Below are 26,165 nucleotides of genomic sequence, written 5' to 3'. Positions count from 1 at the left end.
ATCTTAGCTCTTAAAAAGAATATCGTTCAAGTTTTTTTGCTTTCCTTCATCCCTGCCTGAAGATGGTAGAGTCGAGAACGGTTCTCGGAAAGTTTGGGAAGCTGATATTTTTCATCAATGCGGACGACTTTTTCAAGGCAAAGGATTGCATGGGTCACATCTCCACGCTTCTCAAAAAGATCCGCCTGGTGAAACAGGGTGGAAGCCATTCCCATTTCATCGTGAAGGTGCTCAAAGATTCCGAGTGCGGATTGACTCAATGAGAGCGCTTCGCGAAAATCTCCGAGTGACTGCTTAACTTTGGCAAGCCGATGAGAGGCATGAGCAATCTGAACCGGTTGATTTAACCGTTTTGCAAAGGTGATTCCTTTTTGTGCGTATTCCAGAGCGGATTGAAGATCCGATTGCTTTAGACAGAGCAGGGAAAGGTTTCCGTATAGGGTGCTCAGCCCATCGAAATCCCCTTCCTGTTCCAAAAGAAGCGCTCCCTGTTTGTAATGTGTGACCGCCTTGGCGCTTTCACCCTGATCGGCATAGAGATTTCCAATATTGACGAATGTCACGCCGAGTCTTGAGTAGGCCTCTTCTCTCCGCAAGATCTGGAGACTTTTACGATACCACTTTATGGCCGGACCTTCCTGTCCTGTCGCCGCATAGACATTCCCGATATTGCCATATAAATCCGCTACCCATAAGGGATCCCCGCGGCCTTCTTCCAGGGCTTTCTGGTAATGAGCCAGGGCTTTCGGATAGTTCCGTTCCGAAAATGCCTTATTTCCAAGATTGAGGTAGGTGAGGCTATCCATGATGAGAAGCGGACTCCAGTAACCAGGCAATCGATTATACCATGTTTAGGGTACAGGAGACACAAGGGTAAAACCCGATTTTAGTTCATCGAGCGAAAGGACTTTGTCAAAATCCAGAATAAGGATAAAATTTTTATCTCTTTTTATGAGGCCCCCAATGTAGTCGTTCTGAACGGGAGTTCCAAATGTGGGAGGGGGTTCGATTTCCGACGGCAGGAGATCCATGACCTGATTTACGCGATCCACGATGACTCCAACGAGATTTTTTCTGCCATCATGTTCGACTTCGGCAATCACAATACAAGTTCTTTTGGTCACCTGCGATTCAGGAAAACCAAACTTTTTGGCAAAATCAATGACTGGAACGACGCTCCCTCTGAGATTAATCACTCCCCGGATAAACGGAGGAGAGGCGGGGATTTTGGTCATCGTGGCATATTCAATGATTTCCTTGACCGCTTTAATATTTACGCCATATTCTTCTTCCGACAGGAAAAAAGTCAGGATTTGGATTTCGGGAGAAGCCTCATCGAGTGGTTCCATGTCAATTCTATGCCTTTCTGTGTTTAAAATTTTTTGAATTCACGATCGACATCCGAAGACTCCCGAGAAACGCCATTTGCACTCTCAGGAGTTCCTGTTCCCCGGCTTAACTCCTTCACCAAAGGTTTTTCTCCATGGCCCGAATAGATTGAACTTGAAAACGCTTTAACCTCCCTGTCTTCGTCGACAGCGGGCTGATCGGCAGTGTCTTCCACTCTGAAATAGGATACCAGATTTTTCAAACTCACGGCCTGGGCGGTCATATCTTCCGCAGTTCTGGAAAGTTCCTCAGCCGCCGTCGCATTGCGTTGAGTGACCTGATCTACCTGATTCATCGCTTTATTGATTTGTGCCACTCCCGTAGACTGTTCCTGGGACGCCACTGCAACCGCCTGAACCATGTTTGCCGTCTTCTGAATTGAGGGAACAAGAGCCATGAGGAGCGTTCCTGTTTCCTCTGCCAATCGAACACTTGAGCGGGCGACATCCCTGATTTCCTTTGCCGCGGCCTGGCTTCTCTCAGCCAGTTTTCTGACTTCAGTCGCTACCACGGAAAATCCTTTGCCGTGTGCCCCGGCCCGTGCGGCCTCAATGGTCGCATTTAATGCGAGAAGATTGGTCTGATAGGCAATTTCTTCAATGATGGAAACCCTCTCGGAAATCAGTTTCATCGCTTCCACCGTCTCCATGACTTTTCTGCCGTTTTCTTCGGCATCGCGAGCTCCGTTTAGTGCCATCTGCTCCATCTGGCGGCTGTTTTCAGCATTCTGAGTTATCGTAGAATGCATCTGTTCCAGACTGGAGCTGGTCTCTTCGATGGAAGCGGCTTGTTCGCTTGTCCCTTCTGACAGGGATTGCGATGAAATTGAAAGTTGCGTCGCCGCTGAAGAAACCATCAACGCTCCTGTTCGAACGTCGCCGATCATCTTTGAAAGTTTGAGAACCATATCTCTCAACGCAATACCCAGTACATCCTGATCCGAACGGGGGACGATTTTTGTCGTTAAATCTCCTCCGGCAACACCCACCACCTTTGAAGCCAGTTCGCGATTGGAAGCAATAATTCTTTTCATGGAAGTGAGGAGCTGTCCGATTTCATCGTGGGTATTGACTTTAATGGGAATATTCAAATCTCCTGAAGCAGTCCTTTCAGCTATTTCAACTGCTTTTTCCAGCGGCTTTGTGATGCCATCGGCCATTTTAAAACTAATTCCGATTCCAATCAGCATGACCATCAGCGTAATCAGAAGTCCTTTCCAGCCATATTCCATGATTTTTTGATTGGAAGTGACTTTGAGCCTGTCCATGTTTTGCAGATTCTTATTGGAAATATCCACAAGCACATTTTCAACGTCTTGAATCCTGCTCTTGAACGGGTTTAGCGCATCATTGGCCTGCTGAGGTGTCTTGATTTTGCCTTCCGAAATGTTTCTGACAATTTCACGGAATCCCCTTTCGTACTCTGCGTCATTCCGGCGCGCTTCGTTTAAAAAGGCAAGTTCGTCTTTCTTTTGGGTAAGGCTTTCGAGCTCCGTCAGACGGGTCCCTAATAATTTTTCCTGTTCTTCCCACTTCTCCAGATTCTCTTTCATGACTTTCGGAGAGGAAATGTTGAGAAATACATCCTTTTCAAAGCGCCTCTCATTGGATAGCGTGGCATTGACCTGTTCGGAGACTTTTATTTCTCTGGCGTTCAATTCTGAATTCCGGTAGATATTTTCTGATATCGATTTGAGGCCCCAGAAACCAAAAATAAAGAAATTAATCAGTAGAAAAAGAATCAGGCCATAGGCGATTCCAAATCTCTTTCTTAATTTAAAATTACTGAAGTGAAACACTTTCATCATGTCCGGATCTCCCTGTCCTTCTCTTTCTTCTCATTTGACTAACAGAGAATGATTCTGAACCTCAATGTTCTTGATCAATGAGGCGACTTCCAGAATCAATCCCACCTTTCCGTTGCCTAATATCGTTGAACCTGTAACGCCCGGCAATTCCTTAAAAAGTTCACCCAATGGCTTTACGACGGCCTGTATTTCCCCATAGATCGAGTCGACCACCAATGCGGCCTTCATGTCATGATGCTGGATGACAACCGCGTTCTCTCTGGTCCCGGCCTTGCCCCCTAACTGAAAATGCTCCCTGAGCCGGCAATAGGGAAGCGCCTTTCCTCTCAGATCGATAAATCCGCTTCCCTTTTCCTTTTCATCCTTTCGGCCGGAACCGGCCCTGTGAACCGACGAAACCACTCTGTTCCCGAAATCACGAGCTTCGCTCAAATCGAGACATTCAACAACCGAATCCAGAGGGATCACATAGCGTTCTTCACCGACCCCCACGACAAAGCCACTGATAATCGCCATGGTCAGGGGCAGACGGATCGTAAAAATCGTACCTTTTTTCTCCTGGCTTCTGATTTCGATCGTTCCCCTGAGCGAATCAATCCCCTTTTGAACAACATCCATCCCGACCCCTCTTCCGGAGATATCCGTTATTTTTTCACTGGTAGAAAAGCCGGGCTCAAAAATAAATCTGTAAATGTCCTGATCGGATAATCTGTTTGACTCTTTTGCCAATCCCAGTGCCACGGCTTTTTGGAGAATCTCTTTTTTCCGGAGACCTGCACCGTCATCCTGAAGCTGAATGACAATTGAACCCGAATCGTGGTATACCCGCAAGGTTAACAAGCCGCAGGGGTTTTTCCCTCCCCCACGTCTCAGTTCGGGAGACTCAATACCATGGTCGACGGCATTTCGAATCATGTGAGTCAGGGGATCTCGCAGCGCTTCAATAAAGGTCGAGTCAATTTCCGCCTCTTCCCCCTCAATGACCAGCTTCGCGAGCTTGTCGTGAGATTTCGCAATATCCCGCACAACTCTGATAAAATGCCGAAGCGATGGACCGACCGGAACCATTCTCAACTTCATGATCTGATCCTGCAATTCCGTCAAAAGCGGATCGGTATCGGTATAAATATCCTGGAGGAAACTATCTTTTTTTAAATCATTCCTTATTTTCAGCTCTTCTTTAATTCTCCCCTGAGAAAGGGTAATTTCTCCCATCAAATTGAGAAGCCGATCGAGTTTTTCACTTCCCACCCGGATACTTCTGGTTTTATCGATCAGTTCGTGGATATCTTCCCGGCGTCTTCCCCAGGGCCTTCGTCGTTTTTCCGCTCCCTGAGGCAAGCCTCCTGTCTGAGGCTGGGAAGTCTCTTCCGATTTCAATCCGTTCGCCGCGCTTTCGATCTGCCTGATCAATTCCAGGTGAGCCGGCTGCATCACAAAGACGCCGGCTACTCCGTCCGGGATCATATGACGCAGCATATCGATGGACTGGAGCAGGAGCGTCACGATTTCACCGGTCACTTCAACTTCGCGAATGCGAAGCTTTTGAAGGAGGTTCTCCGTTCCATGAATAAATTTTCCAATTTCATCGAACTCCAGACTCAGGGAATTCCCTTTTAAGGTATGTGCGGAACGAAAGATTTTATCCAGGATTTCCAAATTATCCGGCGAAGCTTCGAATTCAACCAGAGCCTCTTCCATTTCAGATAATCGTTCACCCGATTCGATAAGGAAAGTTTTTAATACGAGCTGCCTCTCTTCGGCGTTGATATCCATTTTTTGACGGGTCCTGTATTCCAATAAGGCTGTGGGGCGAAAAAAAGAAGAATTTTCCCCTTCTATTAAATCTACCCATTTTTCGCTCCTTGTCAAGGATTGAAGGGTCAAAAATTGCCATTTCTGTTAAAACTCCTTGACAGAAGAGATCCGATCTCTTAAAACCTTTGAATGGAACGGGAAAGATCTTAAAGGAGACGTGTCAATGAGTTTTTATCTATCGATGCTGATCGTCGGAATCGGAGCAGCAAGCGGTGCATGGCTTCGTTGGGGATTGAGCCTCTGGCTAAATCCCCTTTTTCCAACGCTCCCGATGGGAACGCTGGCCTCCAACTTAATCGGCGGCTTTTTCATGGGAATCGTGATGGTTCTCATTGACCGGAACGGTTCTTTTCCTCCTGAAATCCGACTCGCGATCGTAACGGGATTTCTGGGGGGTTTGACGACTTTTTCAACATTTTCAGGGGAAACGGTTTCCCTCTTGGCACGAGCGGAATATTTTTGGGGAGGGCTATTGATTCTCAGTCACTTAATCGGATCTCTCAGTATGACTGCACTGGGCATCTTGACAGTTAAATGGATTTCGAGCTATTCCTCGTCCTGATTCGCGCGGGTGACTTTCGCACGCATTGATTTTTGTGCCGAAATCCGATGTTTTGTTTCCAGAATTTTTTCCTGAGCCCGGCGTGATCTTTTTCTTTTCTGCCGTCGAATTTTTTCAATACGTTTTTTTTCAGAACTCTCTCTTCCTTTCAACTCTATTTCGATTTTATCCAGAAGAATTTTTCGAGCCAAATATCGGTTGAGCGCCTGGGACCGTTCCTTCTGACATTTGACCCGGATACCACTCGGAAGGTGGTGCAGAAGAACGCAGGAGGACGTTTTATTGACATTTTGCCCTCCGGCACCCGAGGATCGGATGAAGCTTTCTTCTAAATCTTCTTCCCGAATATTTAATCTTTCCATTTTATCTTTCAATGCCTTCTCTTTTCGATCTGACACGGGAAACATGGTCACCTCCAGGTTCTGCTTACAGATTTAAATTGCAGAACTCTCTTTTTTGATGTTAGACTTTCCTAAACAATCGTTCACATTTCATCATTTCTTTTCAAAACCCTCATCGCACACAGGAGGAATCAGCTACGATGGTCAATCCATACCAATTTGTATTCACCTTTCTCATGACACTTCTATCCCTTGGACTTATTTCCATGCCGGGAAACGCTGCGGAATATACCGTGGACAAAGATCATTCCCATGCCGGATTTCAGGTTAGACATATGGTGACGAAACTTCAGGGAGAGTTCAAGGATTTCGAAGGATCGTTTAGTTTTGATGAAAAGAGCCCGGATCACTCGGCCGGAAAGTTCACGATCCTTGCCTCGAGCATCAATACGAATCATGTCAAACGGGATACTCATTTAAGATCTGCGGATTTCTTTGATGTTGATAAATTTACCTCTCTCATATTTGAAAGCAAAAAAGTTACTCCTTCCGGCGACAAGAAATTCCTTCTCTCCGGGGATCTGACCATTCATGGCGTAACCCGTCCTGCCACTTTTGAGGTGGAATATCTCGGAAGCGCAAAATCACCCTGGGGCGACATCCGCGCCGGATTTTCGGCGACCAGTAAAATAAACAGAAAAGACTATGGCATCGTCTGGAACAAAGTACTCGATAGCGGGGGATTCCTGGTTGGAGAGGATGTGGATATTTTGATTCAAGTGGAAGCGGTCGAGAAACAGGCCAAAAAGTAATTTCGTTTACCGGCGGGACCCCTGCGCCGGAATCTTATGCGGCGGGTCTTTCTCCGAGAACAAGGGCAACCGCTTCCAGCATACTGTGGACATGCAGTTTTTTCAGTATTCTCTGAACATGAGTCCTGACCGTCGTGGGACTGAGGTGGAGGATTTCTGCTATTTCCAGGGTTCCGTGGCCCTGGACCAGATTTTGAAAAACTTCGATTTCTCGAGGACTCAGATAGAATTTTTTTGCTATCCCAACCCATCTGTTACCCTTTTGGGTTAACTGAATCATTTCCTGATCTTTTAATGACGTATCCACCCAATCTTTGATGTTTTGTTTAAAATAATTCTCCAAAGCGACTGGAGAAGCGGTCTGTCGGAAAATATGAACGATGTTGGAACCGACCGGACAGGAAGAATCATTTTCCAGAAGGGTCGTGACATTCAACCAGAGTTTCTTTCCCTTCCGATTGACCAGCTGAATATCGAAATTCTGCACGAGCTCGTCTCTCCTGGCCATTTCGAGTACGGAGCAGTTCGCAAAGCAATACCGGTTTCCGGATAGATCGTGCCCTGGGCAGGTTTCAAAACAGAACTTTCCCTTCATCTCCCCGTCGGAAAACCCAAGTAACTCTTCGATGTAGGAATTGGCAAACAAAACTTTCCCTGAGGAGTCCATCACCACGACTCCTTCGGCCGTTTTGTAAGAAAAACTCGCCGCAGGACCCACCCGATTTTCGTTTAACATATCCATTTCCTTAAATCAGAAGACAAGGCATTTTAACATACATTATCACTCTACTTAATTTATATTACAGTTAAACCATGTTGTCAACGAACAGTTCTGTTATTCCAAGAAAAAAGGGATGGTTGAAGCAAACAAACCGTTAATCTTCATGCGGGAAGTTCAACTGAATTTTGAATCAAAACGGCGTGATCCGGGAATTTACAGGAAAATATTTTTTATTTTTCAAATGATTGTTATCTTGTTATATTGGTATGTCTATCGAAAATTCAGACCACCTGCGGAGACAGTTTTTCCGAAATGGCCGGAAAATCCGATATTCGGCGAAAGGTATGAATTATTTAAACCACAATAGCTTCCGGTGCCAAAAATCAAACCGAATTTCCTAATTTTGCCAGGAATGATTTTCCTCTTGCTCCTGCATGCGAGCTCGCTTCAATCTAAAACATTCCAGATCAGGGAGGAACCCCCTTCCCCCTATGAATGCGGATACCAGGATGGACCGGCCCGTCAGGCGAAATTTTGTAATCCATTCGATATCGTATCAGACGGGAAGGCGCTCTATGTTACCGATGCCTTTAATCATGTCATCAGGAAAATCGTCATCTCCTCCGGTGTCGTCTCGACGCTGGTCGGCTCCGGAGGGAGTTTTGGATCAATCGACGAGACAGGCCAGGACGCCCGATTCCGGGCTCCTCATGGGCTGACGATTGATCATCAAGGGACAACCCTTTATCTTTGTGATTCCGGAAATCACACGATTCGGAAAATTGACCTGGCAAACCGGCGGGTTTCCACCCTCGCGGGAAAACCAGGTTATTTCGGCCTCGAAAACGGCGCGGGTCATTCCGCGAGATTCAATGAACCTTCCGGAATTACGATCGATCCCACCGATGTCTGGCTTTATATTGCCGATACCGCAAACCATATGATCAGAAAGATCGAAATATCAACAGGTTCGGTGACAACGATTGCCGGACGGCCCGGTTATCTTGGATTTCAAAATGGTATTGGAGAAAAAGCCCGTTTTGATCATCCTGCCGGGATCACAATCGATCCCTCAGGGCGTTCTCTCTATGTTACCGATAGCTCGAATCAGGCGATCCGGAAAGTCATCGTTGAAACCGCGGAAGTGACGACGATTACGTTTCCTTCGGGTCAAAGTCTGTTTTTCCCGCTGGGAATCACTGTCAATCAGATCAATACCTTACTCTTTATTGCAGATACGGCAAATCATGTCCTTAACCAATTTGGACTGTCAACGGGAGAACTCCGGGTTTATCCCCTCACCTCTGCCGGTTCCCTGCTTTCCCCGATTCCCCAGGGAGTCACTTTCGATCCTTCCGGGAAGGACATCTACTTTACCGACAAGAAAACAAACACGATCAACAAATTGAATCTCTTTTCAAAGGTCATCTCCACCTTTGCCGGACCACCGTTTTCATTCCCCTCGCTCCCCTAAAATTTCAAAGAGTTGCTTTCAATTTGCCCCTGACGCCAAAGAGATTGACAAAGTGCGCGTCAACAGAGTAGAAGTGAATGATTTGACTCTTCCCCAAAGATTGATAGAATTAAGAAAATGAGATAAAAAGGAGCCAAGGAATGGTCATACTTGCAACGCTAATTTCAGGAATTCTCGCATTCTGGATTCTTGCGGCCATCGGGGTCTCGGGATTTGTCTGGACCATCTGCCTGGGGATCGCGTTCGTTTTCTGGACGATTTTTGGTTCTCCTTCCTCGACGGCTGAAATGATTTTCTGGGGACTTTTTGCAGCTATTTTCATCCCGTTAAACGTTCCATTTTTCCGGAAGCTATTGATCAGCAATCCTCTCCTGAACCTCTTCCGAAGAATCGTTCCTCACATGTCGCAAACCGAAAAAGAGGCTCTCGAGGCCGGAACCGTCTGGTGGGACGCTGATCTATTCAGCGGGCGCCCTGACTGGAAGAAACTCCTCTCATTTCCCCGTCCGAAATTAACAGCGGAAGAAGAGGCCTTTTTAAATGGTCCGGTAGAAGAACTCTGCCAGCTGGTTGACGACTGGAAAATTAATGAGGTGTACCACGACCTTCCGCCTGAAGTCTGGAAATTTTTGAAAGAAAAGGGCTTCTTCGGAATGATTATTCCAAAGAAATATGGCGGGCTTGAATTCTCTGCATTAGCCCACTCTTCGGTGATCATGAAGATTTCAAGCCGGAGTCTGTCTGTCGGTGTAACCACAATGGTTCCCAATTCTCTCGGTCCTGCCGAGATACTCCTCCACTATGGAACCGAAGAACAGAAAAATTATTACCTTCCGCGCCTCGCAAATGGTTCGGAGATTCCCTGTTTTGCACTGACCAGCACCACTGCAGGCAGCGATGCCGCTTCGATCACCGATTCCGGCATTCTCTGCAGAGGAGAATTCGAAGGAAAAAAAGATGTCCTGGGAATCCGGTTAAACTGGGAAAAAAGATATATCACGCTGGGACCGATTGCTTCCCTCCTGGGACTTGCCTTTAAACTTTATGATCCCGACCATCTTATCGGTGAAAAAGAAGAACTGGGCATTACCGTCGCCCTTATACCGACCCAACTCCCGGGCATTACGATCGGGAACCGTCATGTTCCCATGAATCTCACATTTCAGAATGGTCCAAATTTCGGAAAAGATGTATTTATACCGGTTGAATTTATTGTCGGAGGCATTCAACGCGCAGGCCAGGGATGGCGAATGCTGATGGAGTGCCTGGCTGCCGGACGCGCTATTTCTCTTCCTGCTCTCTCAACGGGCGCCGGCAAGCTGGCCTCCCGGGCGACCGGTGCTTATGCGGCAATTCGAAAGCAATTTAAGACCCCCATCGGCCACTTTGAAGGAATCGAAGAACCCCTTGCAAGAATTGGCGGTATGACCTATCTCATGGATGCGGCCCGCGTCATGACGCTTGGAGCGGTTGATTCGGGAGAAAAACCATCTGTTATTTCTGCCATGATTAAATACCACCTCACCGAGCTGATGCGAAGAGTCATCAATGACGCGATGGATATACAGGGTGGAAGCGGAATTTGTCTGGGGCCGCGCAATTTTATGGGGCGGGTCTACCAGGGGATACCGATCAGCATTACTGTAGAGGGGGCCAATATTCTGACCCGAAACCTGATTATCTTCGGACAAGGGGCAATCCGCTGCCACCCTTTTATCTTGAAAGAACTGGAGTCGACTCAGGATCCGGATCCAAAACGGGCCTGTAACAATTTTGACCGGCTTTTTTTCAGTCATATTCGATTTACACTTTCAAACGCTGCCCGGGCTTTATTCATGGGATTAACCGGCGCTCGATTCGTGAAAGTTCCGGTCAGCGGACCGGTTAGCCGTTATTACCAGATGCTGACTCGAACCAGCGCGGGGTTCGCCCTGACCGCTGACCTCTCCATGCTCATTTTGGGAGGATCACTGAAATTTCGCGAAAAGCTGTCAGCCCGGCTTGGGGATATATTAAGCTACCTCTATATCGCTTCTGCCATTCTAAAACGATATGAGGACGACGGGCGCCGCGAAGAAGATCTCCCTTTGGTCTTTTGGAGCCTCGAATATTCGCTCCATCAAATCCAACAGCGCTTTTTTGAAGTCATTAAGAATTTTCCGAGCCGTTGGATCGCCTCTCTTTTAAAACTGATCCTCTTTCCGGACGGAAGGCCTTTTAAAATGCCCGTAGACGAACTGGGCCACCAAATCGCGAGAATTCTTCTGAGGCCGAGCTCGATGAGAGACCGGCTGACTCAGGGAATCTATATTCCGAAGTCTCCGGAAGATTCCATCGGACGACTTGAATTTGCTCTTGAAAAGATCGTGGCGGCCGAAGTTCCTGAACGAAAGATATCCTCGGCACTTCATAAACGGCTTCTCCACCCGGGTTCCGAAGAATCGGTCATTGAAGAAGGCCTCAAAAAGGGTGTCCTCTCGCGGGAAGAGGGGGAATTGTTAAAGTCTGCGGCGGCGGCGAGACGGGATGCGGTGACAGTCGACAATTTCTCGCCCGAATTCTGGAAAAGGTAACCTGTTATTTGCCGGACTGCGCTGTCAATCATATTCGAGATCTGGTCTCTCTGGCCATCGGGCACACCTCGGCACAACAGGCTCTTCTGGTATTCGACGAACAGTCCCCGCTTGCCATTCAGATTGCTCATGCTTATACCCAGGCCCTTCCAGACGCGGTCCTGATCAATTTCGACCAGGTTTCCCCCGAAGAGATTTTAGAAGCGATTGACCGGCTTTCTGCCGGTGACCTGGTAATCCTGATCCAGTCCACCAGCTTCAGGTTGAACCAGTTTCGGATTCGGCTTGAGCTATTTAATCGAAAACTTAAAGTCATCGAACACCCGCATCTTTCCCGAATACGTCCCGAAGAAATGTCAATCTATATTGACGCCCTGGCGTACGATTCTGACTATTATCGAACGTTCGGTCCGGCGCTCAAAGAAAAGATCGATGCCTGCGAGAAAATTGAAATCTTCTCGGACCAGAATGTCCTGACCTACTCTTCTCCCTTTGAAAATGCCAAACTCAATATTGGAGATTATTCCAAAATGCGAAATGTCGGGGGACAATTTCCTATCGGAGAGGTTTTTTCGGAGCCCAAGGAAATCTCGCGCGTCAATGGGAAGATCGCCCTGTTTGCCTTTGGAAATACCGACTTTACAGTCTTTTTCGTTGAAAAGCCTTTTTCAGCACTGATTGAAAACGGGGTTCTGGTCGACGCGCCGGACGCGCCTTCAGCCTTTCATGCGGTTTTAGATGAAATTCGAAATGACGAATCGAAGGTCTGGTTAAGGGAATTGGGATTCGGATTGAATCGGGCAATGAACCGTAAGAGACGGGTCAGTGATATCTCTGCCTACGAAAGGATGTGTGGCATTCACCTTTCACTCGGGGGAAAACATTCGATTTATACCAAACCCGGTTTTCCCAAGAGCAATCGATTCCATGTTGACGTCTTTGCCGCCGCAGATCGTGTCGATGTTGACGGCATGACTGTATTTCAAAACAATCGTTATGTGATCTAGGTTTTGTATTTTTAACAAAACTTTTTATCTTTCGGACAGGACATGATAAACTATTTGACAGACTTACGCCTGCAATCCGATGACTTTGACAAATCTTTTACTCAAGAAATATAGCAGACCCGGACCGCGCTATACCTCCTATCCGACCGCACCCCATTTTTCAAATCTATTCGGTGAAAAAGAATGGAGGGAAGAGCTCTGCCGAAACCAGAACAGCGACCGGGACCTTTCACTCTATTTCCATATTCCGTTTTGCGATTCCTTATGCTATTACTGCGGCTGTCACATGTTCGCAACAAAGCGCTACAGTCACGCGGCAGAATACGTGGCGTTATTAAGAAAGGAAATTTCCCTTATTGCGGGATTGGCCCCTTCCAAAAAAAGAGTGCAACAGATCCATTGGGGAGGCGGCACGCCCACTTTTCTTCAGCCATCCGATATCCGAAATCTGTTCTCATCCATACAAAATGAGTTCCTGATCGCTCCCGGTGCGGAAATTGCCTGTGAAGTCGATCCCAGGGAATTAACCCGGGATCATATTGCCGCGTTAAAAGAGAGCGGCTTTAACAGAATGAGCCTGGGCGTTCAGGATCTTGACAATCAGGTTCAAACAAGCGTCAATCGCGTCCAGCCTGAAAATATTGTTTACGAAGTGTACGGCTGGATGCGGAATGCCGGGTTTAAAAGTATTAATTTCGATTTGATGCTCGGATTGCCGCACCAGCGTGTAGAAACCTTTTCCCGGACCCTGGATAAAATTATCTCCTGGTCGCCCGACCGTCTGGCCATTTTCAGTTACGCCCACCTTCCGAACCTGCTGAAACACCAAAAGCTGATACGTGTGAAAGACCTCCCTGATTTTCAGACTCGTCTGGCGCTGCGCCTTCTGGTCATTGAAAAGCTGAATTCAGCCGGTTATGTCAATATTGGAATGGATCACTATTCGAAACCCAACGACGATCTGGTGAAGGCCAGGGAGAACCAAACGCTCTGGAGGAATTTTCAAGGTTACTCGACACATGGAGAGAGCGACCTATATGGTTTCGGGGTTTCCGGTATCAGCCAGACGGAGGAGATTTACGCGCAAAATGTCAAAGAGATTGACGAGTACAGCAAAAGAATCCAGCAGGGCAGACTGGCGACCGAACGCGGAATGAACATCTCCCTGGATGATAAGATCCGACGCGAGGTCATCATGCGGATTATGTGCGGCTCGGAGATAGACCTCCCGATGCTTTCGCAAAAATGGAAAATTGATTTCAACGATTACTTTGCCGATGCCCTCGCCGAATTAAGCAAGATGGAGGAAGACGGTTTGGTTGAGGTCTCTGCTGAAAACATTAGGGTGACAGAAACCGGAAATCTTTTTCTTCGCAATATCGCCATGCCGTTCGATGCCTATCTAGAACCTCATCCATCCGGAAATGCCCTCTACTCACAGACTTTATAGGCTTATCCACCTGCGATCGCCTCGATTCCCTGAGTTGACCATTCAATCTTCGCGATGGTGCCTTTGAGCTCGGCTCTTGCTCTTGGCACTTGAAGTTAGGTAAACTTCCAGAGAGTATTTCATAAAAACAGTCACCTTCTAATTCGGTTCGGGAGATCAGGAAAATGAGTGACTATCAGAAATCAGATGAAGAGTGGAAAGCCATGCTCACGCCGGAACAGTATCGGGTCTTAAGGAAGGAGGGAACGGAACCTCCCTTTAAAAACAGCTTTCATGAAAACAAGGCAAAGGGAAACTATCACTGCGCCGGATGCGACCTGCCTCTTTTCTCATCCGAGACCAAATTTGATAGCGGAACCGGCTGGCCCAGTTTCTGGCAACCTCTGGAAGAATCAGCCATTGAGACAAGAACGGACTGGAAATTAATTTATCCCCGATCGGAAGTCCACTGCCGAAGATGCGGCGGACATCAGGGACACGTTTTCAAGGACGGACCGGAACCGACAGGATTGAGGTACTGCATTAACTCGGCGGCATTAAAATTTATTCCAACTGGAAACGATTCTAAATAATGGCTTCAATTTGCTTTGGCGTTCGCTTTTGCACAAGCTCTTTGAGCTGTTCCGGATCTGTGGCAGTTTCGTGAGGTGCGACTCCCGGATTTTTTGAATAACCCCAGGCGCACCAGATCGTGACGGCGCCAAAGGCACGCCCCATCTGAATATCCCCGGACGTATCTCCAATCATAAAGGAAATGCCTGAGTCGGATGAATAACCCGCCAGGCGGGCCGCCTCTTGTAAAAGAGCTGGATCAGGTTTTATTTTTCCAATCGTATCCCCTCCAACAAGACCGGAGATCCAATGGTCTATTTTCAACTCCTTCAGTAATCGCTTCGAGATCTTTTCAGGTTTGTTTGTGACGACAACCAGACGGCCGACAAGCGACAGTCCTGAAAGTGCTTCGGAGATGCCTGGATACAGGCGGGTTTCAGTTGCAACTTGGCCGAGATAATCAAGTTCATACGCGTTCCGAACGATATTCATTCGTTCGGGATAAATTCCCTTTTCGAGATAGTCGTCGAAACAGTTCAGGTAAAGTCGTTCCATTCCCTGATTGACCCAGGGAGCAATCCGGTCATCTGACCGTCTGGAAAGTGAAAAACCGGCCCGCACCCGATGTACGGAAGAAATCATATCCCGACGGCTGTCTTCAAGCGTTCCATCGAGATCAATCGCAATAAGATTCATTTCATTTTTGCAGAGGCGCGACGAGCTGCGAGATCTTCGACACTTCCTACTCCATTTGCATACTCTGTGACCTTCCGTTCACCACTTTTGGATCCTTTGTATGCCGAGAAAGGGCTCCCGTTGTGGCTGATGACCTCATGAGGAATCCCGCCCGGAATCATTAAAATATCTCCCGCTTCGAGGGTAACGGGAAACTCATCAAAGTGAAAGGTAATGACCCCCGAAATGGCTCCTCGAATCTCCGCCTCATCATGTCCATGCCGGCTTCGTTCAAACCAGGGGGCCACCGTCTGCTGGTCGTAAACCGTGTATCCGTATTTTTTCATTTCCTGTGCCACATTCTCCGCAGTCGGTTCTTCTTTTCTCGGCCATTTCGCAAGCGTCACCCCGTTAGGATAAATTGCGACTCCATCCCGTTTCGTCATTTTCATTCTCCTTTCATCTGTTTACCAAGAGCTGTTCAGCAGCCCTTCGGTCTATCTCAGCCTCAACCGGATCAAACGGAGGCATAATGGTCTTAACTTTCTCAAGCTCTATCCGTGCTTCTTTCGTTTTGTCCATGGCAAGGTAAGTCTTGGCCAGATCGAGATGATAAAGCGTATTCGCGCTATTCAGATCAATCGATTTTTGAAGCTCCTCGACCGATTTCTTGTTGGAACCTCCCTTAAACCAGGGGAGTTTTCTGTACATCACGCCGAGAAGATGATGCGCTCCGGCATGATTTGGATTGAGTTTCAAGACTTCATCCATTTCATGACGAATCGGTTCGATCAGAGAAAATGATTTAAAGATTCCCTGAGTTTCCCCGATTCTGCCATAAGCAACTCCTAACCAGAAATGGGTTTCGGCATTTCCAGAATTGGCTTCAATCCCCTTTTCGGCCCACCCTTTTGCATTATTAAAAAGTTTCAGTTTATCGGGCGCTTCTTTCGCAATGGCTCCTTCCCACGCCTTAAAACGGGCCATTCTCCAGTAGATATCGTCTTTAGCTGTCACTTTGGCAAGCGCTTCCTCGCACATCTGCTCGCCATCGACTAACTGGTTACCCAGATTTCTTTCAAAATAAGCCTGATCAATCCTTTGCAAGAGAAGTGAAAGGTCACTCTCGTCGCCCAATCCGATCTGGGAAAACAAAAAGCAGATACCTAACCCTAAAACAACAGGTGAAGCAATACTTTTGAACATTGATGCGGCTCCAGTTACCGCCGCTAGCGTATCAAATAACGAGTCATTTTTCAATTCAAGGATATTCGATCGTTCTCTGTCATTCGATGCGATAAAAGAATAAATAAGGGATTGATTAACCCTTGTTTTCATTTTAAAATCGATTGAGCGATCCAATATTCAAGTGATCTTTTTGGGGAGGGGCGGCTATGATCAAGGCACATTTCATGAGTAGAGTCGAATTCGTGAGAAAAAAAACAACGTTAAACATTGAATATGGAATACACCCTACCCCGTTAGGCCAGTGTTTGATCGCTCTCTCTGATGGGAAGATTTCTTTTTTTAGTTTCATAAGAAAAGGCGATGAAAATTATGCGATCGAGGAAATGAAGCAGGACCTGGACGGATCCCTGTTTTTGGAATCACCTGAAAAAACGCGGCTATTTAAAAACAGGATTTTCCCTTCCCGCAAGAATATCGACCCCTCCCCCATCGAATTAACAGTGATGGGCACCCCATTTCAGATCAAAGTCTGGAAGGAGCTCCTTCGGATCCCTTATGGATCTCAAACCTCCTATCAGGAGATCGCAAAGAGAGTCGGATTCCCTCGTGCCGCGCGCGCAGTGGGCAACGCGATCGGACAAAACCGGATTTCCTATCTCATTCCCTGTCATCGCGTGATTCGAAAATCGGGCGATCCTGGAAAGTACCGATGGGGCGAAGATCAGAAGAAAAAACTTCTTTTTCTGGAATCCAGATCGATAAAATCCTGAATTGGCTACTGGTCTATCTGATTTTGATGAATTTGCTGGAATGGTCTGCTTTGGGAATTATTGATGATATCGTGAATAGACAGGAGACTATCCTGAGAAATCTGGGTAAAACGAAGGCCGCATCTTGACTGGATCGATTCGCCTATAAGCACTTCCTCCGCCCAGACAATTTCGGCAGTGAATTCGATCACCCGCGCATAATGGTTTATTTTCGCGTGAAGAAGGGCCCCAACCGGAAGCAAAACAGGCGAAATGACCGATATACCTCCTCCACCCAGGATATTTGTTTTTGTAGATACCCAATTTTCCTCTGATTCAGGATGGACGACGCGAAAAGAGAACGGGAGTTCCTGACGGACTCTCGGATATTTTCTTTTAGTTTCAATCGGTTCTTGCGTTGTTTCCATCCCATAATTATACCAGAGTTTCCCTTTTTAGCCCCGGGTATCCCTACCTTTCCCTAAAGTGAATGCTTTTTCGTTTCGTGAGGTGATAGAAACCAAATTCGGAGAGGGTAGCGGCAATTCCGCTGTCTTTCATTCCGGTCCAGGGGAGAGCCGGGTCGAGGTAATCGCAGCGGTTCTGGTATAGGGTGCCTGTTTCCAGATTTTGGGCAAAATATTCCGCCCTTTCACGGTCCCTGGTCCAGACAGACGCCGTCAATCCGTATCTTGAGTCCGACATGCACTTCAATGCTTCCTCGTCATCCGCAACGGACATGACCGGGACAATAGGACCAAAACTCTCTTCCTGCATCAATTCAGCACGATTAGGCAGATCTGCAATCAGAGTGGGTAAAAAGAAATTTCCCTCCGAATCCGGAAGGCGCTTCCCTCCCATAATTAATCTTCCTCCCCGGGTGATTCCGTCCCTGACCTGATTTTCCAGCAGTTCAAGCGCGGATCGGCTGACCAGTGGGCCCATCGTCGTTCCCGGTTCCAACGGGTTACCCAGCTGATAAGCCTCCAGGACTTTTTTTGCCTTAATGAGAAAAGGTTCGTAAAGTGTATGATGGACATATACCCGCTCGACTGCGCAACAAGATTGTCCCGCGTTATAACAGGCACCATCGATGATATTTTCAACTGCAAAGTCGAGATCGGTGTCTTCAGCGACATAGGCCGGGTCTTTCCCTCCCAGTTCCAAACCAACGTCGATAAATCGTTTGGCCGAATGCCGGTAAATTTGACTTCCACCCGGCACCGATCCGGTAAAAGCGACGTAATGTATCCTCGAATCTTCGATAACACTCAGGGTCTGCTGGTGTGTCAACACCAGATTCGTCACCAGACCGGGTATTTCAAGTTCTCCGAACGCCGTTTCGAAGGCTTTCCCGCATAGCGGCGTCCTCGCGCTATGTTTCAGGACAACGGTATTACCCGCGAGAAGCGCCGGAACGATTACATTGACAGGTATTAACAATGGATAATTCCAGGCGGCGATATTAAAAACGACCCCCAGAGGAAGATGTTCGATGCGGCGATGGAATCCTTTCTTTTCGGGAAGGACAATCGGTGAGAGCGACTTCCCTGCGATAGAAATCATATAGTCCGCCCGGTCAAAAAACGTTTCCATTTCTCTTTTGGACTGTGCGATCGGTTTCCCCATCTGAAGGGTAATCTCCCTGGCAATGGCCTCTGACCGGGAACGAAATCGTTCCAGCCCGATTTTGACCTGCTTTGTCCGCTCATCCAGAGAGAGGTGCCGCCATTGACCCCAGGCCTGGTGGGCTTCTCCTATTTTTTTATTGAGTGTCGTCTCCTCTTCCCAGGGAAGTTCGCAGACGATTTTCTGATCGAAAGGGTTAATGACTTTTAGTACGGATGATTTCATTCGACTCTCCAAATTGGCCTTATACCTGGTTCAAATTCACTGAGGTGTGACATAGGCGGCCGTGATCCCGCCATCCACCATGAACGACGTTCCCGTCATATAGGACGACTCGTCCGATGCCAGAAAAAGGGCTGCTTTTGCAATTTCCCTTGCTTCCCCAAATCGGCCCATCGGAATGTGGACCAGGCGTCTCTGCTTCTTCTCTTCCGTATCGAGGAATTTCATCAAGAGCTCTGTCCTCAGCGGACCGGGACAGAGCGCGTTCACCCGGATATTTTCTCGTGCGTGGATCACCGCGAGTTCTCGCGTAAAAGAGAGGACTCCTCCCTTGCTTGCCGTATAGGCCACCTGAGGTGTCGCCGCTCCCAAATGAGCCACAAATGAAGCGGTATTGATAATCGATCCGCCCCCGGATCTTCGAAGGGCCGGAATTCCAAATTTGCATCCGAGAAACACCCCTTTTAGATTAATGTTCATCGTCAGGTCCCAAACCTCTTCCTCGGTCTTGATCGCGTCGTCGTCGTTTCCATGCATGATTCCCGCGTTATTAAACAGGATATTCAGATGTTGATACGCCTTTTCGGCCTTCGCAACCATTTCTTCGGCCTCCGCCTTTTTGGACACATCCGCCTGAACAAATATCGCTTTCCCTCCTGAAGACTTAATCAACGCCACCGTTTGATTTCCTCCGGGCGCATCTTTATCCACCACCACAACCGATGCCCCTTCGGCAGAAAAAAGAAGCGCTGTCTCCCGTCCGATCCCGCTTCCACCTCCTGTGATGAGAGCTACTTTATCTTTCAATCTCATATTGAATTCAACCTCCCGATGATCTATTTCAAATTACGACCTGTAAAATCATATCGTCTGCCAATTCCAGGAACGGCGTTCCGGAGATCCCGTTCATGGATTTGGCTGATTCAATCACTCCATGCCCTTAAATTCGTTCGAAATATCTGATTCTTTCCCAATCCGTCACCGCCCTGTCAAACGCTTCCTGTTCCGAACGGTAAAAATGGAGATAATGTTCTGCCACCTCGTCCCCAAACGTTTGTTTAACCACGTCACTTTGACCGAAAATCTCTGTCGCTTCGCGAAGCGTGGAAGGAACCCGGGGTAGATCTTCGGCAGAATAGATATCCCCCTCAAAAACCGGAGGCGGCTCCATTTTTTTTTCGATTCCATCTAGACCTGAAGCAAGGGCCGCCGCAAAGGCAAGGTAGGGATTGCAGTCGGCTCCCGGAATCCGGCACTCGATTCTGAGACTCTCGTCTTTGCCCACAACACGGAAGCCACCTGTCCTGTTGTCGTAGCTCCAGGCCAGCCGGGTTGGAGCCCATGAGCCGCTCTGATACCGCTTATAGGAATTAATGGTCGGCGCATAAAAAACCATAAAATCAGGGACGTGGGCGATCCATCCCCCGAGAAACCAGCGAAAAACATCGGAACATTGAAGAGGGCCCAATCGTTTTTTTCCTGGAAATACATTCTTACCGTTTTTTCGAAGGCTTAAATGAATATGGGAACTTGATCCGGCCTGCACGGACGAAAATTTTGCCATGAATGTCACGCTGATTCCCATTTTCTCCGCAACTTCTTTCAAGCACTCTTTATAAATCACATGACGGTCTGCCATTTCCAGGATCTTGTCATAACGGACGTTTAACTCGTGCTGTCCCAGCCCCCATTCCCCTTTCGAGTTTTCGACCGGAATTCCGGACTGCTTCAGATGTTTGCGTACCGCGCTATGGAATTCCTCTTCGCGGGTCCCTTGCAGAATATGATAGTCTTCCAGATACCATCCCACGGACTCAAGATTTTGATACTGTTTTTCCCAGGCCTCTTTATAGGAAGTCCGGAACAGGTAATATTCCAACTCCGATGCGGCCATGACAGTATAGCCCAGCTTTGAAGCCCTTTGAACCTGTTTCTTCAATATTGTACGGGGGGCCTGTTGAACAGCACCCCCCCTCTTTTCATCTTCCAGATCGCAGATGACGATCGCACTCTTGTCCAGCCAGCTTGCCATTCTTAAGGTGGCAAGGTCCGGGACCATGTGAAAATCTCCGTAACCTTTTTCCCAATTCGCAAAGCGATAGCCACGAACCGGTTCGTTTTCCATATCCACAGTCAAAAGATAATCGCAAGCGTGAGTACCCTGCTTCACTCCAACTTCCAGAAAGAATTCCGCATCAAGACGTTTCCCCATCAGCCTGCCGTAGTGGTCGGTAAAGGAAAGAATGACGGTTTCAATCTCCCCTTTCTTCACCATTTTGGCGAGCTCTCCCACAGTCAACATTCCTCTCATCACCTTGTCCATTCCGACACTTCTCCTATTCGTTGTTTTGATGATCGCGGCGGGTTAAAGCTCTCTTGACCCGGTAAACGAGTCCGAAAGCAATCAAAAATGAAATGGGAAGACAAACGGCTGTGGCCAGACCGGGAGATTGAATCAACCCCCACTCGCTGACTCCTTTGAAAAAATAATTGGCGATCCCGGTAATATAATAGGTGAGCACGATGACAGAGAGTCCTTCCACCGTCTGCTGAAGATGGACCTGATTCTTGGTTGTTTCGTCGACGCTCTTGAGCAGGGAGAGATTCTGCTCTTCCATCGCCAAATCGACCCGCGTTCTCAGTACGGCAACGGTCCCTTCCAACGCCTTGTTCAGCGCATCGATTCTTTCGATGAGTCGGAGATAACCGTCTGCGATTCCCCGGACTTTTCGTTTGATAAAATAGCCCAACGGCTGAAAACCGATCTCCCCGGTCTCTTTCAGCTCTTCCAGTGTCGCATTGAGAATGCTGTCATAAGGGACAGCAGATGCGAGATGATATCGGACATTGTCTCCTATCCGGTTGACTTCCGAGAGCGTCCGGGTGAGCAGGATCAGCCACTCCTTAAATTGCTTCGGACTCGAGGTTTCCAAACCCCGGGAAATTTCTTCCCTTTTTACCACCTGGTCTTTTTCGAGTTGATAAAAGCGATCCATATGCTGGTTAAATTCATCAAGCGGAAAAAGAATCAAGTGCCTGTAATTTTCGAGAAATGAGAGAGATTCCAGGATAAACGGCGCCTTTTCTTTAAGTGACCGGACATCGGCAGAACGGACGAGGAACCGAACCTTTTCATGCTCATCAGGAGCAAAATCGGTATAAAGTGAAATGGCCTCGATCACGCGGCTTCCAAATATCTCAGGACCTCTGAACACCTCTTGCAGTTCCTGTTTTGAAACCGGATCATTCCCTGATTGAACCAGAATATCCATCCAGGAGATTCGGGTACCCAGTGGACAGGATTGGAAAAGATATCCCGGCAGATCAATCGGGCCAAAAGTGAGGACTCGGGAAGGATTGGATGGGAGATGCCATGTTTGATAACTGTAATATTCCGTATGGAGCCTCCATAAAATGAGGAGCTGATCCCCATTGGGATATTTTTTAATGCCAAGTCCCATCTTCTTTTCTTCAAAGCAGTGCTCCGGTTCGATCTGAAACCAGGAAATGAGCTGCCGAAACTCCGCTTTCGCGAGAGGAGCGTCATGAGGGGGATCTTTCATTAAATAGGCGACATGATGAATATGGAGAGGAAGGGAGAGATGGGACTTGAACTGGCTCATAATGGAAAAGTCCATGACCGGATTCTATCATAGCCGCAAAAGAAAGTTAAGAAGTCCCTGACACGGGTTGACTTTACTTTCAAACATAGTATGATTACGTCGATTTTATTGACTTATGGGAGCGATTCCAGAAATGACCCTCGTGAATGAAAACCTGATCATTGCCCTCGATGTCGAAACTGCCGAAGAAGCCACGGAATGGGTCATTCGGTTAAAGCCCTTCGTTCAATGGTTCAAAGTCGGAAACCAGCTTTTCCTGGCCGATGGACGCCGAATCGTGGAAAAGATCAATCAGCTGGGATGTCGCGTATTCCTTGATTTAAAATTTTATGACATTCCGACGACGGTCGCCAAAGCAGGCATAGAAGCTACCCGGCTGCAGGTGGGGATGTTTAACGTCCACGCATTAGGCGGAATCGACATGATGAAATCCTGCATCGATGCTTCCGCAAATTTTGCAATACAACATCAATTGACTCGACCCAAGATCCTGGCGGTGACGCTATTGACCAGTCACAGCAAAACCATGGTTGAAAGGGAGGTGGGCTTGCCGGGTCCTTTGATCTCCCACTCCATTCGTCTTGGACGACTTGCCAGAGAAGCCAAACTCGATGGTATTATTTCTTCGGGGATGGAACTGCCGGTCTTAAGGAAAGAACTGGGTCGCGAACTTATTTATGTCGTTCCCGGAATCCGGCCCGCGTGGTCACAACACGATGACCAGAAAAGAGTGGAAACCCCTGCCGAGGCGCTTGAACATGGCGCCACGTTTCTCGTCATGGGGAGACCGATTTTAGCGGCCGCAAATCCGGAAGAAGCCGTACAAAAAGTCATTCAGGAAATGTCTCTGGTTAACTAAGTTTACCGATGGGAACTGTTTTTCAACCTCTAGTCAGATCCATTCCTTACGAGTCTCCCCTCATCACATTCAAGAAAATCTATCAATCTCCTCCCGCTTTCCTGCTCGAAAGCAGCAGAGAGAGTGGCGCAACGGGAAGATACTCTTTTATTGGGACGGACCCTTACATGACATTTCTCTTTGACGGAACTCAGGGAGTGATCACTCGGAAAGGCAAGCCGCCCGAAGGGACCGGTTCTGATCCCTTTCATACTCTTCAAGAACTCCTCGCGGGATTTCAATTGGATAGGGCACCCGATCTGCCTCCATTTTTTGGCGGAGCTGCCGGTTTTTTCGGCTACGATGTCGTCCGTTATTTTGAAAAACTTCCCGGTCGCAAAAAGAAAACCGAGACCTTTCCGGAAATCTACCTTTTTTTTATCGACACGGTGATCGCATTCGATCATTTGGAACGGCGAGCGGAGATTATTTATCACCCCTCGCCGGAAGACCTCAACGGAATCGATTGGGAAACGCTGAAATCCCGGGGCGAGATAAAAATTGCCGCATACCTGGACATTTTGAACGGACCTTTTCCGGCTCCTTCCCCTTCGTCATCGGCCTCCCGGGATCGGAACCTCGTCTTCGAATCCTCGTTATCCCGGAATGAATTTGAAAACATCGTTCTTCAATGCCAGGAATATATTCGATGCGGCGATATTTTTCAGGCGAACCTTTCACTCCGCTTTTCATTTGATCGACCTGGGGTTCATCCTCTCGTCCTTTACGAACGCCTGCAAAAGATTAATCCGTCCCCGTTTTCCTCTTTCCTGGATGGCGGGTCTTTTCAAATTGTCTCGTCCTCTCCTGAAAGACTCGTCAGTCTCTCCCATGGCATACTTTCAACACGGCCGATTGCAGGAACCCGTCCCCGCGGTACAAGTGAGACTGAACAGATTCAGATGCGATCCGATCTGATTGCAAGCACAAAAGAACGCGCCGAACATTTGATGATGATTGATCTTGAGCGGAACGATCTCGGGAAGGTGACCCGCTTTGGGTCAGTCAAAGTGGACGAATTCATGAGAATCGAAAGCTATTCTCATGTCATTCATATCGTTTCCAATATTATTGGGAACATCAAGCCAGGAGTGGACTGGCAAGATATATTGAAAGCGCTCTTTCCGGGAGGGACGATTTCGGGAGTTCCGAAAATCAGGGCGATGGAAATTATTGACGAACTGGAACCGGTCAAACGGGGACCTTATACCGGTTCTCTTGGATACATCAGTTTTTCAGGAGAACTTGACCTGAATATTCTGATCCGGAGCTTATTTTTGAATCAGGATCGGGGTTTTATTCAAACAGGCGCCGGCATCGTCTCTGACTCGATTCCTCGAAAGGAATACGAGGAGACCCTTCACAAAGCCGAAGCACTTATTCGGACGCTTCTTGGGAATCGATGAGAGATAACCCGATTATTTTTTTCAATGGGCGATGGATCCGATTGAAATCGGCCCGTATTTCTCCCCTTGATCGGGGATTTCTCTATGGAGATGGCGTTTTTGAAACGCTTCGGGCCTATGACGGAAAGATTTTCAAATTAGAATTGCACCTTCAGAGACTCTTTTGTTCTGCGAAACGGATTGCCCTGTCCTTTCCAATGACGGCTCACAAATTTGGATCGATCGCCAGAAGCATATTGATAAAAAATAGCTTAAAAAACGGCATCGTCAGAATTACTTGTTCTCGCGGAGTGACTCCTTTAGGCAAGGACCGTGTTCGATCTATCCCCCCTACCTTGATTGTCACCGCTTTTCCGGTCATTCCATCTGCCGATTCTCTTTACAGGAAAGGGATCTCTCTCGCCCTCGTCAAAACAATTCGAAATCATCCGGCAGCTATCCCGAACGAAATTAAATCCGCGAATTTCCTTAATAACATCCTGGCAAAAAGAGAAGCCACGCTCTCAGGCGCGGATGAAGGCATCCTGTTAAATTATCGAGGATATTTATCCGAAGGGACGATCAGCAATCTTTTCTTTGTTCGACAAGGCAAACTGTATACGCCTTCCTTAAAATCCGGAATCCTCGAAGGGATCACTCGAAACTGCGTCATCGAGATCGCGAAACAAAGCGGAATGCCGGTCATTGAAAGGCTGATCAGACCGGATGAACTTAAAAATGCGGAAGAATGCTTTGTCACCAGTACCGGGTATGAGATTATGCCTGCGACAAAATTAAATGGAAAAGTCATTGGAAAAGGGAAACCGGGTAAAACCACCCAAAGATTGATGGCCCTTTTCAGAACTTATCGTTCTCGATCCCTTGAATCTTAATTTAACGGAGTTCTCATTGGATATTTGAATTTTGTCTTCGCAGGTTTGTTACTATCAATTTTCTTAACTAAAATCGAGTCAGGCCTATTGTCTTGTCATAGATTTATTTCTGGTTCATCAACCGGCTTATCGAGATAAAGTGTAAACTCAATTAGTCGGCGATGTCTCTCTGCATTTGACCATGTTTCTCGACCTCTTCAACAATCTGATGATTCCGTCTTTCTTGAACCTGAATGATTTCTTGAGGATGTCAACTAAATAGACCTGATAGCATTAGAGCGGAGAGGAGAATAGAGATCCCTCGGAGGTTATTCAAAAGGGGCTATAATAGCCTCTTCAAATATGACTTAACCAAGGAGGGATCCGATGAAATTATATTGCGGAATAGATTTACATT

25 protein-coding genes are annotated in these 26,165 nt (G+C 47.5%); 11 read left to right on the top strand and 14 right to left on the bottom strand.

Going from position 1 to position 26,165, the window contains the following annotated elements; translation table 11 throughout:
• Nucleotides 1-26: 26 nt before the first annotated feature.
• The 4 genes from HY200_10530 to HY200_10515 form a co-directional block, all read right to left on the bottom strand.
• A complete protein-coding gene (locus tag HY200_10530) occupies nucleotides 27-806 on the bottom strand; it encodes a tetratricopeptide repeat protein (GenBank protein ID MBI3595380.1) in 780 nt (259 codons plus the stop codon).
• A gap of 45 nt (nucleotides 807-851) precedes the next feature.
• Nucleotides 852-1,349, bottom strand: a complete 498-nt coding sequence (locus HY200_10525; protein MBI3595379.1) for a purine-binding chemotaxis protein CheW — start codon at nucleotides 1,347-1,349, stop codon at nucleotides 852-854.
• A 23-nt stretch (nucleotides 1,350-1,372) separates the two neighbouring features.
• Complete coding sequence (locus tag HY200_10520; GenBank protein MBI3595378.1) at nucleotides 1,373-2,941, bottom strand: HAMP domain-containing protein; 1,569 nt, start codon at nucleotides 2,939-2,941, stop codon at nucleotides 1,373-1,375.
• Between the two features lie 285 nt (nucleotides 2,942-3,226).
• Nucleotides 3,227-4,972 (bottom strand): chemotaxis protein CheA, encoded by a 1,746-nt coding sequence (locus tag HY200_10515; GenBank protein MBI3595377.1) that lies wholly within the window; start codon nucleotides 4,970-4,972, stop codon nucleotides 3,227-3,229.
• 205 nt (nucleotides 4,973-5,177) lie between these two features.
• On the opposite strand from HY200_10515, the gene crcB reads away from it, so the two are divergent.
• A complete protein-coding gene (gene crcB / locus HY200_10510; protein ID MBI3595376.1) occupies nucleotides 5,178-5,576 on the top strand; it encodes a fluoride efflux transporter CrcB in 399 nt (132 codons plus the stop codon).
• Here crcB and HY200_10505 read toward each other — a convergent pair.
• Complete coding sequence (locus HY200_10505) at nucleotides 5,561-5,983, bottom strand: peptide chain release factor-like protein (protein ID MBI3595375.1); 423 nt, start codon at nucleotides 5,981-5,983, stop codon at nucleotides 5,561-5,563. The two genes, crcB and HY200_10505, sit on opposite strands and share 16 nt — an antisense overlap.
• A gap of 200 nt (nucleotides 5,984-6,183) precedes the next feature.
• On the opposite strand from HY200_10505, the gene HY200_10500 reads away from it, so the two are divergent.
• Nucleotides 6,184-6,729 (top strand): YceI family protein, encoded by a 546-nt coding sequence (locus tag HY200_10500; protein MBI3595374.1) that lies wholly within the window; start codon nucleotides 6,184-6,186, stop codon nucleotides 6,727-6,729.
• A 34-nt stretch (nucleotides 6,730-6,763) separates the two neighbouring features.
• Here HY200_10500 and HY200_10495 read toward each other — a convergent pair whose 3' ends face one another.
• Nucleotides 6,764-7,465 (bottom strand): PAS and helix-turn-helix domain-containing protein, encoded by a 702-nt coding sequence (locus tag HY200_10495; protein MBI3595373.1) that lies wholly within the window; start codon nucleotides 7,463-7,465, stop codon nucleotides 6,764-6,766.
• A 409-nt stretch (nucleotides 7,466-7,874) separates the two neighbouring features.
• Between HY200_10495 and HY200_10490 the strand changes: the two genes are divergently transcribed.
• The 5 genes from HY200_10490 (at nucleotide 7,875) to msrB (ending at nucleotide 14,526) form a co-directional block, all read left to right on the top strand.
• A complete protein-coding gene (locus HY200_10490; GenBank protein MBI3595372.1) occupies nucleotides 7,875-8,924 on the top strand; it encodes a hypothetical protein in 1,050 nt (349 codons plus the stop codon).
• A gap of 140 nt (nucleotides 8,925-9,064) precedes the next feature.
• Nucleotides 9,065-11,497 carry an acyl-CoA dehydrogenase gene (locus HY200_10485; protein ID MBI3595371.1) on the top strand — a complete coding sequence of 811 codons (2,433 nt, stop codon included), beginning with the start codon at nucleotides 9,065-9,067 and terminating at the stop codon, nucleotides 11,495-11,497.
• A complete protein-coding gene (locus HY200_10480) occupies nucleotides 11,482-12,504 on the top strand; it encodes a hypothetical protein (protein MBI3595370.1) in 1,023 nt (340 codons plus the stop codon). Before HY200_10485 ends, HY200_10480 begins: the two co-directional genes overlap by 16 nt.
• Nucleotides 12,505-12,583: 79 nt before the next feature.
• Complete coding sequence (gene hemN / locus HY200_10475) at nucleotides 12,584-13,954, top strand: oxygen-independent coproporphyrinogen III oxidase (protein MBI3595369.1); 1,371 nt, start codon at nucleotides 12,584-12,586, stop codon at nucleotides 13,952-13,954.
• A 164-nt stretch (nucleotides 13,955-14,118) separates the two neighbouring features.
• Entirely contained in the window at nucleotides 14,119-14,526 is a 408-nt protein-coding gene (gene msrB / locus HY200_10470; protein MBI3595368.1) for a peptide-methionine (R)-S-oxide reductase MsrB, read from the top strand.
• Here the strand turns inward: msrB and HY200_10465 are convergent.
• From HY200_10465 to HY200_10455, 3 genes are read right to left on the bottom strand one after another with little or no spacing between them, the layout of a single operon-like run.
• A complete protein-coding gene (locus HY200_10465; protein MBI3595367.1) occupies nucleotides 14,519-15,202 on the bottom strand; it encodes an HAD-IA family hydrolase in 684 nt (227 codons plus the stop codon). The genes msrB and HY200_10465 overlap by 8 nt on opposite strands.
• Nucleotides 15,199-15,627 (bottom strand): AraC family ligand binding domain-containing protein, encoded by a 429-nt coding sequence (locus HY200_10460; GenBank protein MBI3595366.1) that lies wholly within the window; start codon nucleotides 15,625-15,627, stop codon nucleotides 15,199-15,201. The genes HY200_10465 and HY200_10460 overlap by 4 nt, the downstream gene beginning before the upstream one ends.
• Before the next feature lie 13 nt (nucleotides 15,628-15,640).
• Nucleotides 15,641-16,519 carry a hypothetical protein gene (locus HY200_10455; GenBank protein MBI3595365.1) on the bottom strand — a complete coding sequence of 293 codons (879 nt, stop codon included), beginning with the start codon at nucleotides 16,517-16,519 and terminating at the stop codon, nucleotides 15,641-15,643.
• Nucleotides 16,520-16,593: 74 nt separating this feature from the next.
• Between HY200_10455 and HY200_10450 the strand changes: the two genes are divergently transcribed.
• Nucleotides 16,594-17,139, top strand: a complete 546-nt coding sequence (locus tag HY200_10450; protein MBI3595364.1) for a methylated-DNA--[protein]-cysteine S-methyltransferase — start codon at nucleotides 16,594-16,596, stop codon at nucleotides 17,137-17,139.
• A 5-nt stretch (nucleotides 17,140-17,144) separates the two neighbouring features.
• On the opposite strand, the gene HY200_10445 is transcribed toward HY200_10450, so the two are convergent.
• The 5 genes from HY200_10445 to HY200_10425 form a co-directional block, all read right to left on the bottom strand.
• Entirely contained in the window at nucleotides 17,145-17,546 is a 402-nt protein-coding gene (locus HY200_10445) for a PilZ domain-containing protein (GenBank protein ID MBI3595363.1), read from the bottom strand.
• A gap of 43 nt (nucleotides 17,547-17,589) precedes the next feature.
• A complete protein-coding gene (locus tag HY200_10440; protein MBI3595362.1) occupies nucleotides 17,590-18,972 on the bottom strand; it encodes an aldehyde dehydrogenase family protein in 1,383 nt (460 codons plus the stop codon).
• A 36-nt stretch (nucleotides 18,973-19,008) separates the two neighbouring features.
• Nucleotides 19,009-19,782, bottom strand: a complete 774-nt coding sequence (locus HY200_10435; GenBank protein MBI3595361.1) for a glucose 1-dehydrogenase — start codon at nucleotides 19,780-19,782, stop codon at nucleotides 19,009-19,011.
• A gap of 127 nt (nucleotides 19,783-19,909) precedes the next feature.
• Nucleotides 19,910-21,292: a glutamine synthetase gene (locus HY200_10430; protein ID MBI3595360.1), complete on the bottom strand. Its 1,383-nt coding sequence runs from the start codon at nucleotides 21,290-21,292 to the stop codon at nucleotides 19,910-19,912.
• Nucleotides 21,293-21,305: 13 nt separating this feature from the next.
• Nucleotides 21,306-22,607, bottom strand: a complete 1,302-nt coding sequence (locus tag HY200_10425; GenBank protein ID MBI3595359.1) for a DUF3422 family protein — start codon at nucleotides 22,605-22,607, stop codon at nucleotides 21,306-21,308.
• 118 nt (nucleotides 22,608-22,725) lie between these two features.
• Here HY200_10425 and pyrF point away from each other — a divergent pair, with 118 nt between their 5' ends.
• The 3 genes from pyrF to HY200_10410 are packed head-to-tail and all read left to right on the top strand — an operon-like array spanning nucleotide 22,726 to nucleotide 25,768.
• On the top strand, nucleotides 22,726-23,451 hold the full coding sequence (gene pyrF, locus HY200_10420; GenBank protein ID MBI3595358.1) for an orotidine-5'-phosphate decarboxylase: 726 nt from the start codon (nucleotides 22,726-22,728) through the stop codon (nucleotides 23,449-23,451).
• Nucleotides 23,452-23,459: 8 nt separating this feature from the next.
• Complete coding sequence (locus HY200_10415) at nucleotides 23,460-24,896, top strand: anthranilate synthase component I family protein (protein ID MBI3595357.1); 1,437 nt, start codon at nucleotides 23,460-23,462, stop codon at nucleotides 24,894-24,896.
• Nucleotides 24,893-25,768, top strand: a complete 876-nt coding sequence (locus tag HY200_10410; protein ID MBI3595356.1) for an aminotransferase class IV — start codon at nucleotides 24,893-24,895, stop codon at nucleotides 25,766-25,768. Before HY200_10415 ends, HY200_10410 begins: the two co-directional genes overlap by 4 nt.
• The last annotated feature ends 397 nt before the right edge of the window (nucleotides 25,769-26,165 follow it).

This window comes from Nitrospirota bacterium (genome assembly GCA_016194305.1).
GTDB lineage: Bacteria > Nitrospirota > Nitrospiria > JACQBW01 > JACQBW01 > JACQBW01.
Note: the sequence above shows the minus strand (reverse complement) of the source record. Positions and strands in the feature narration are given on the sequence as shown.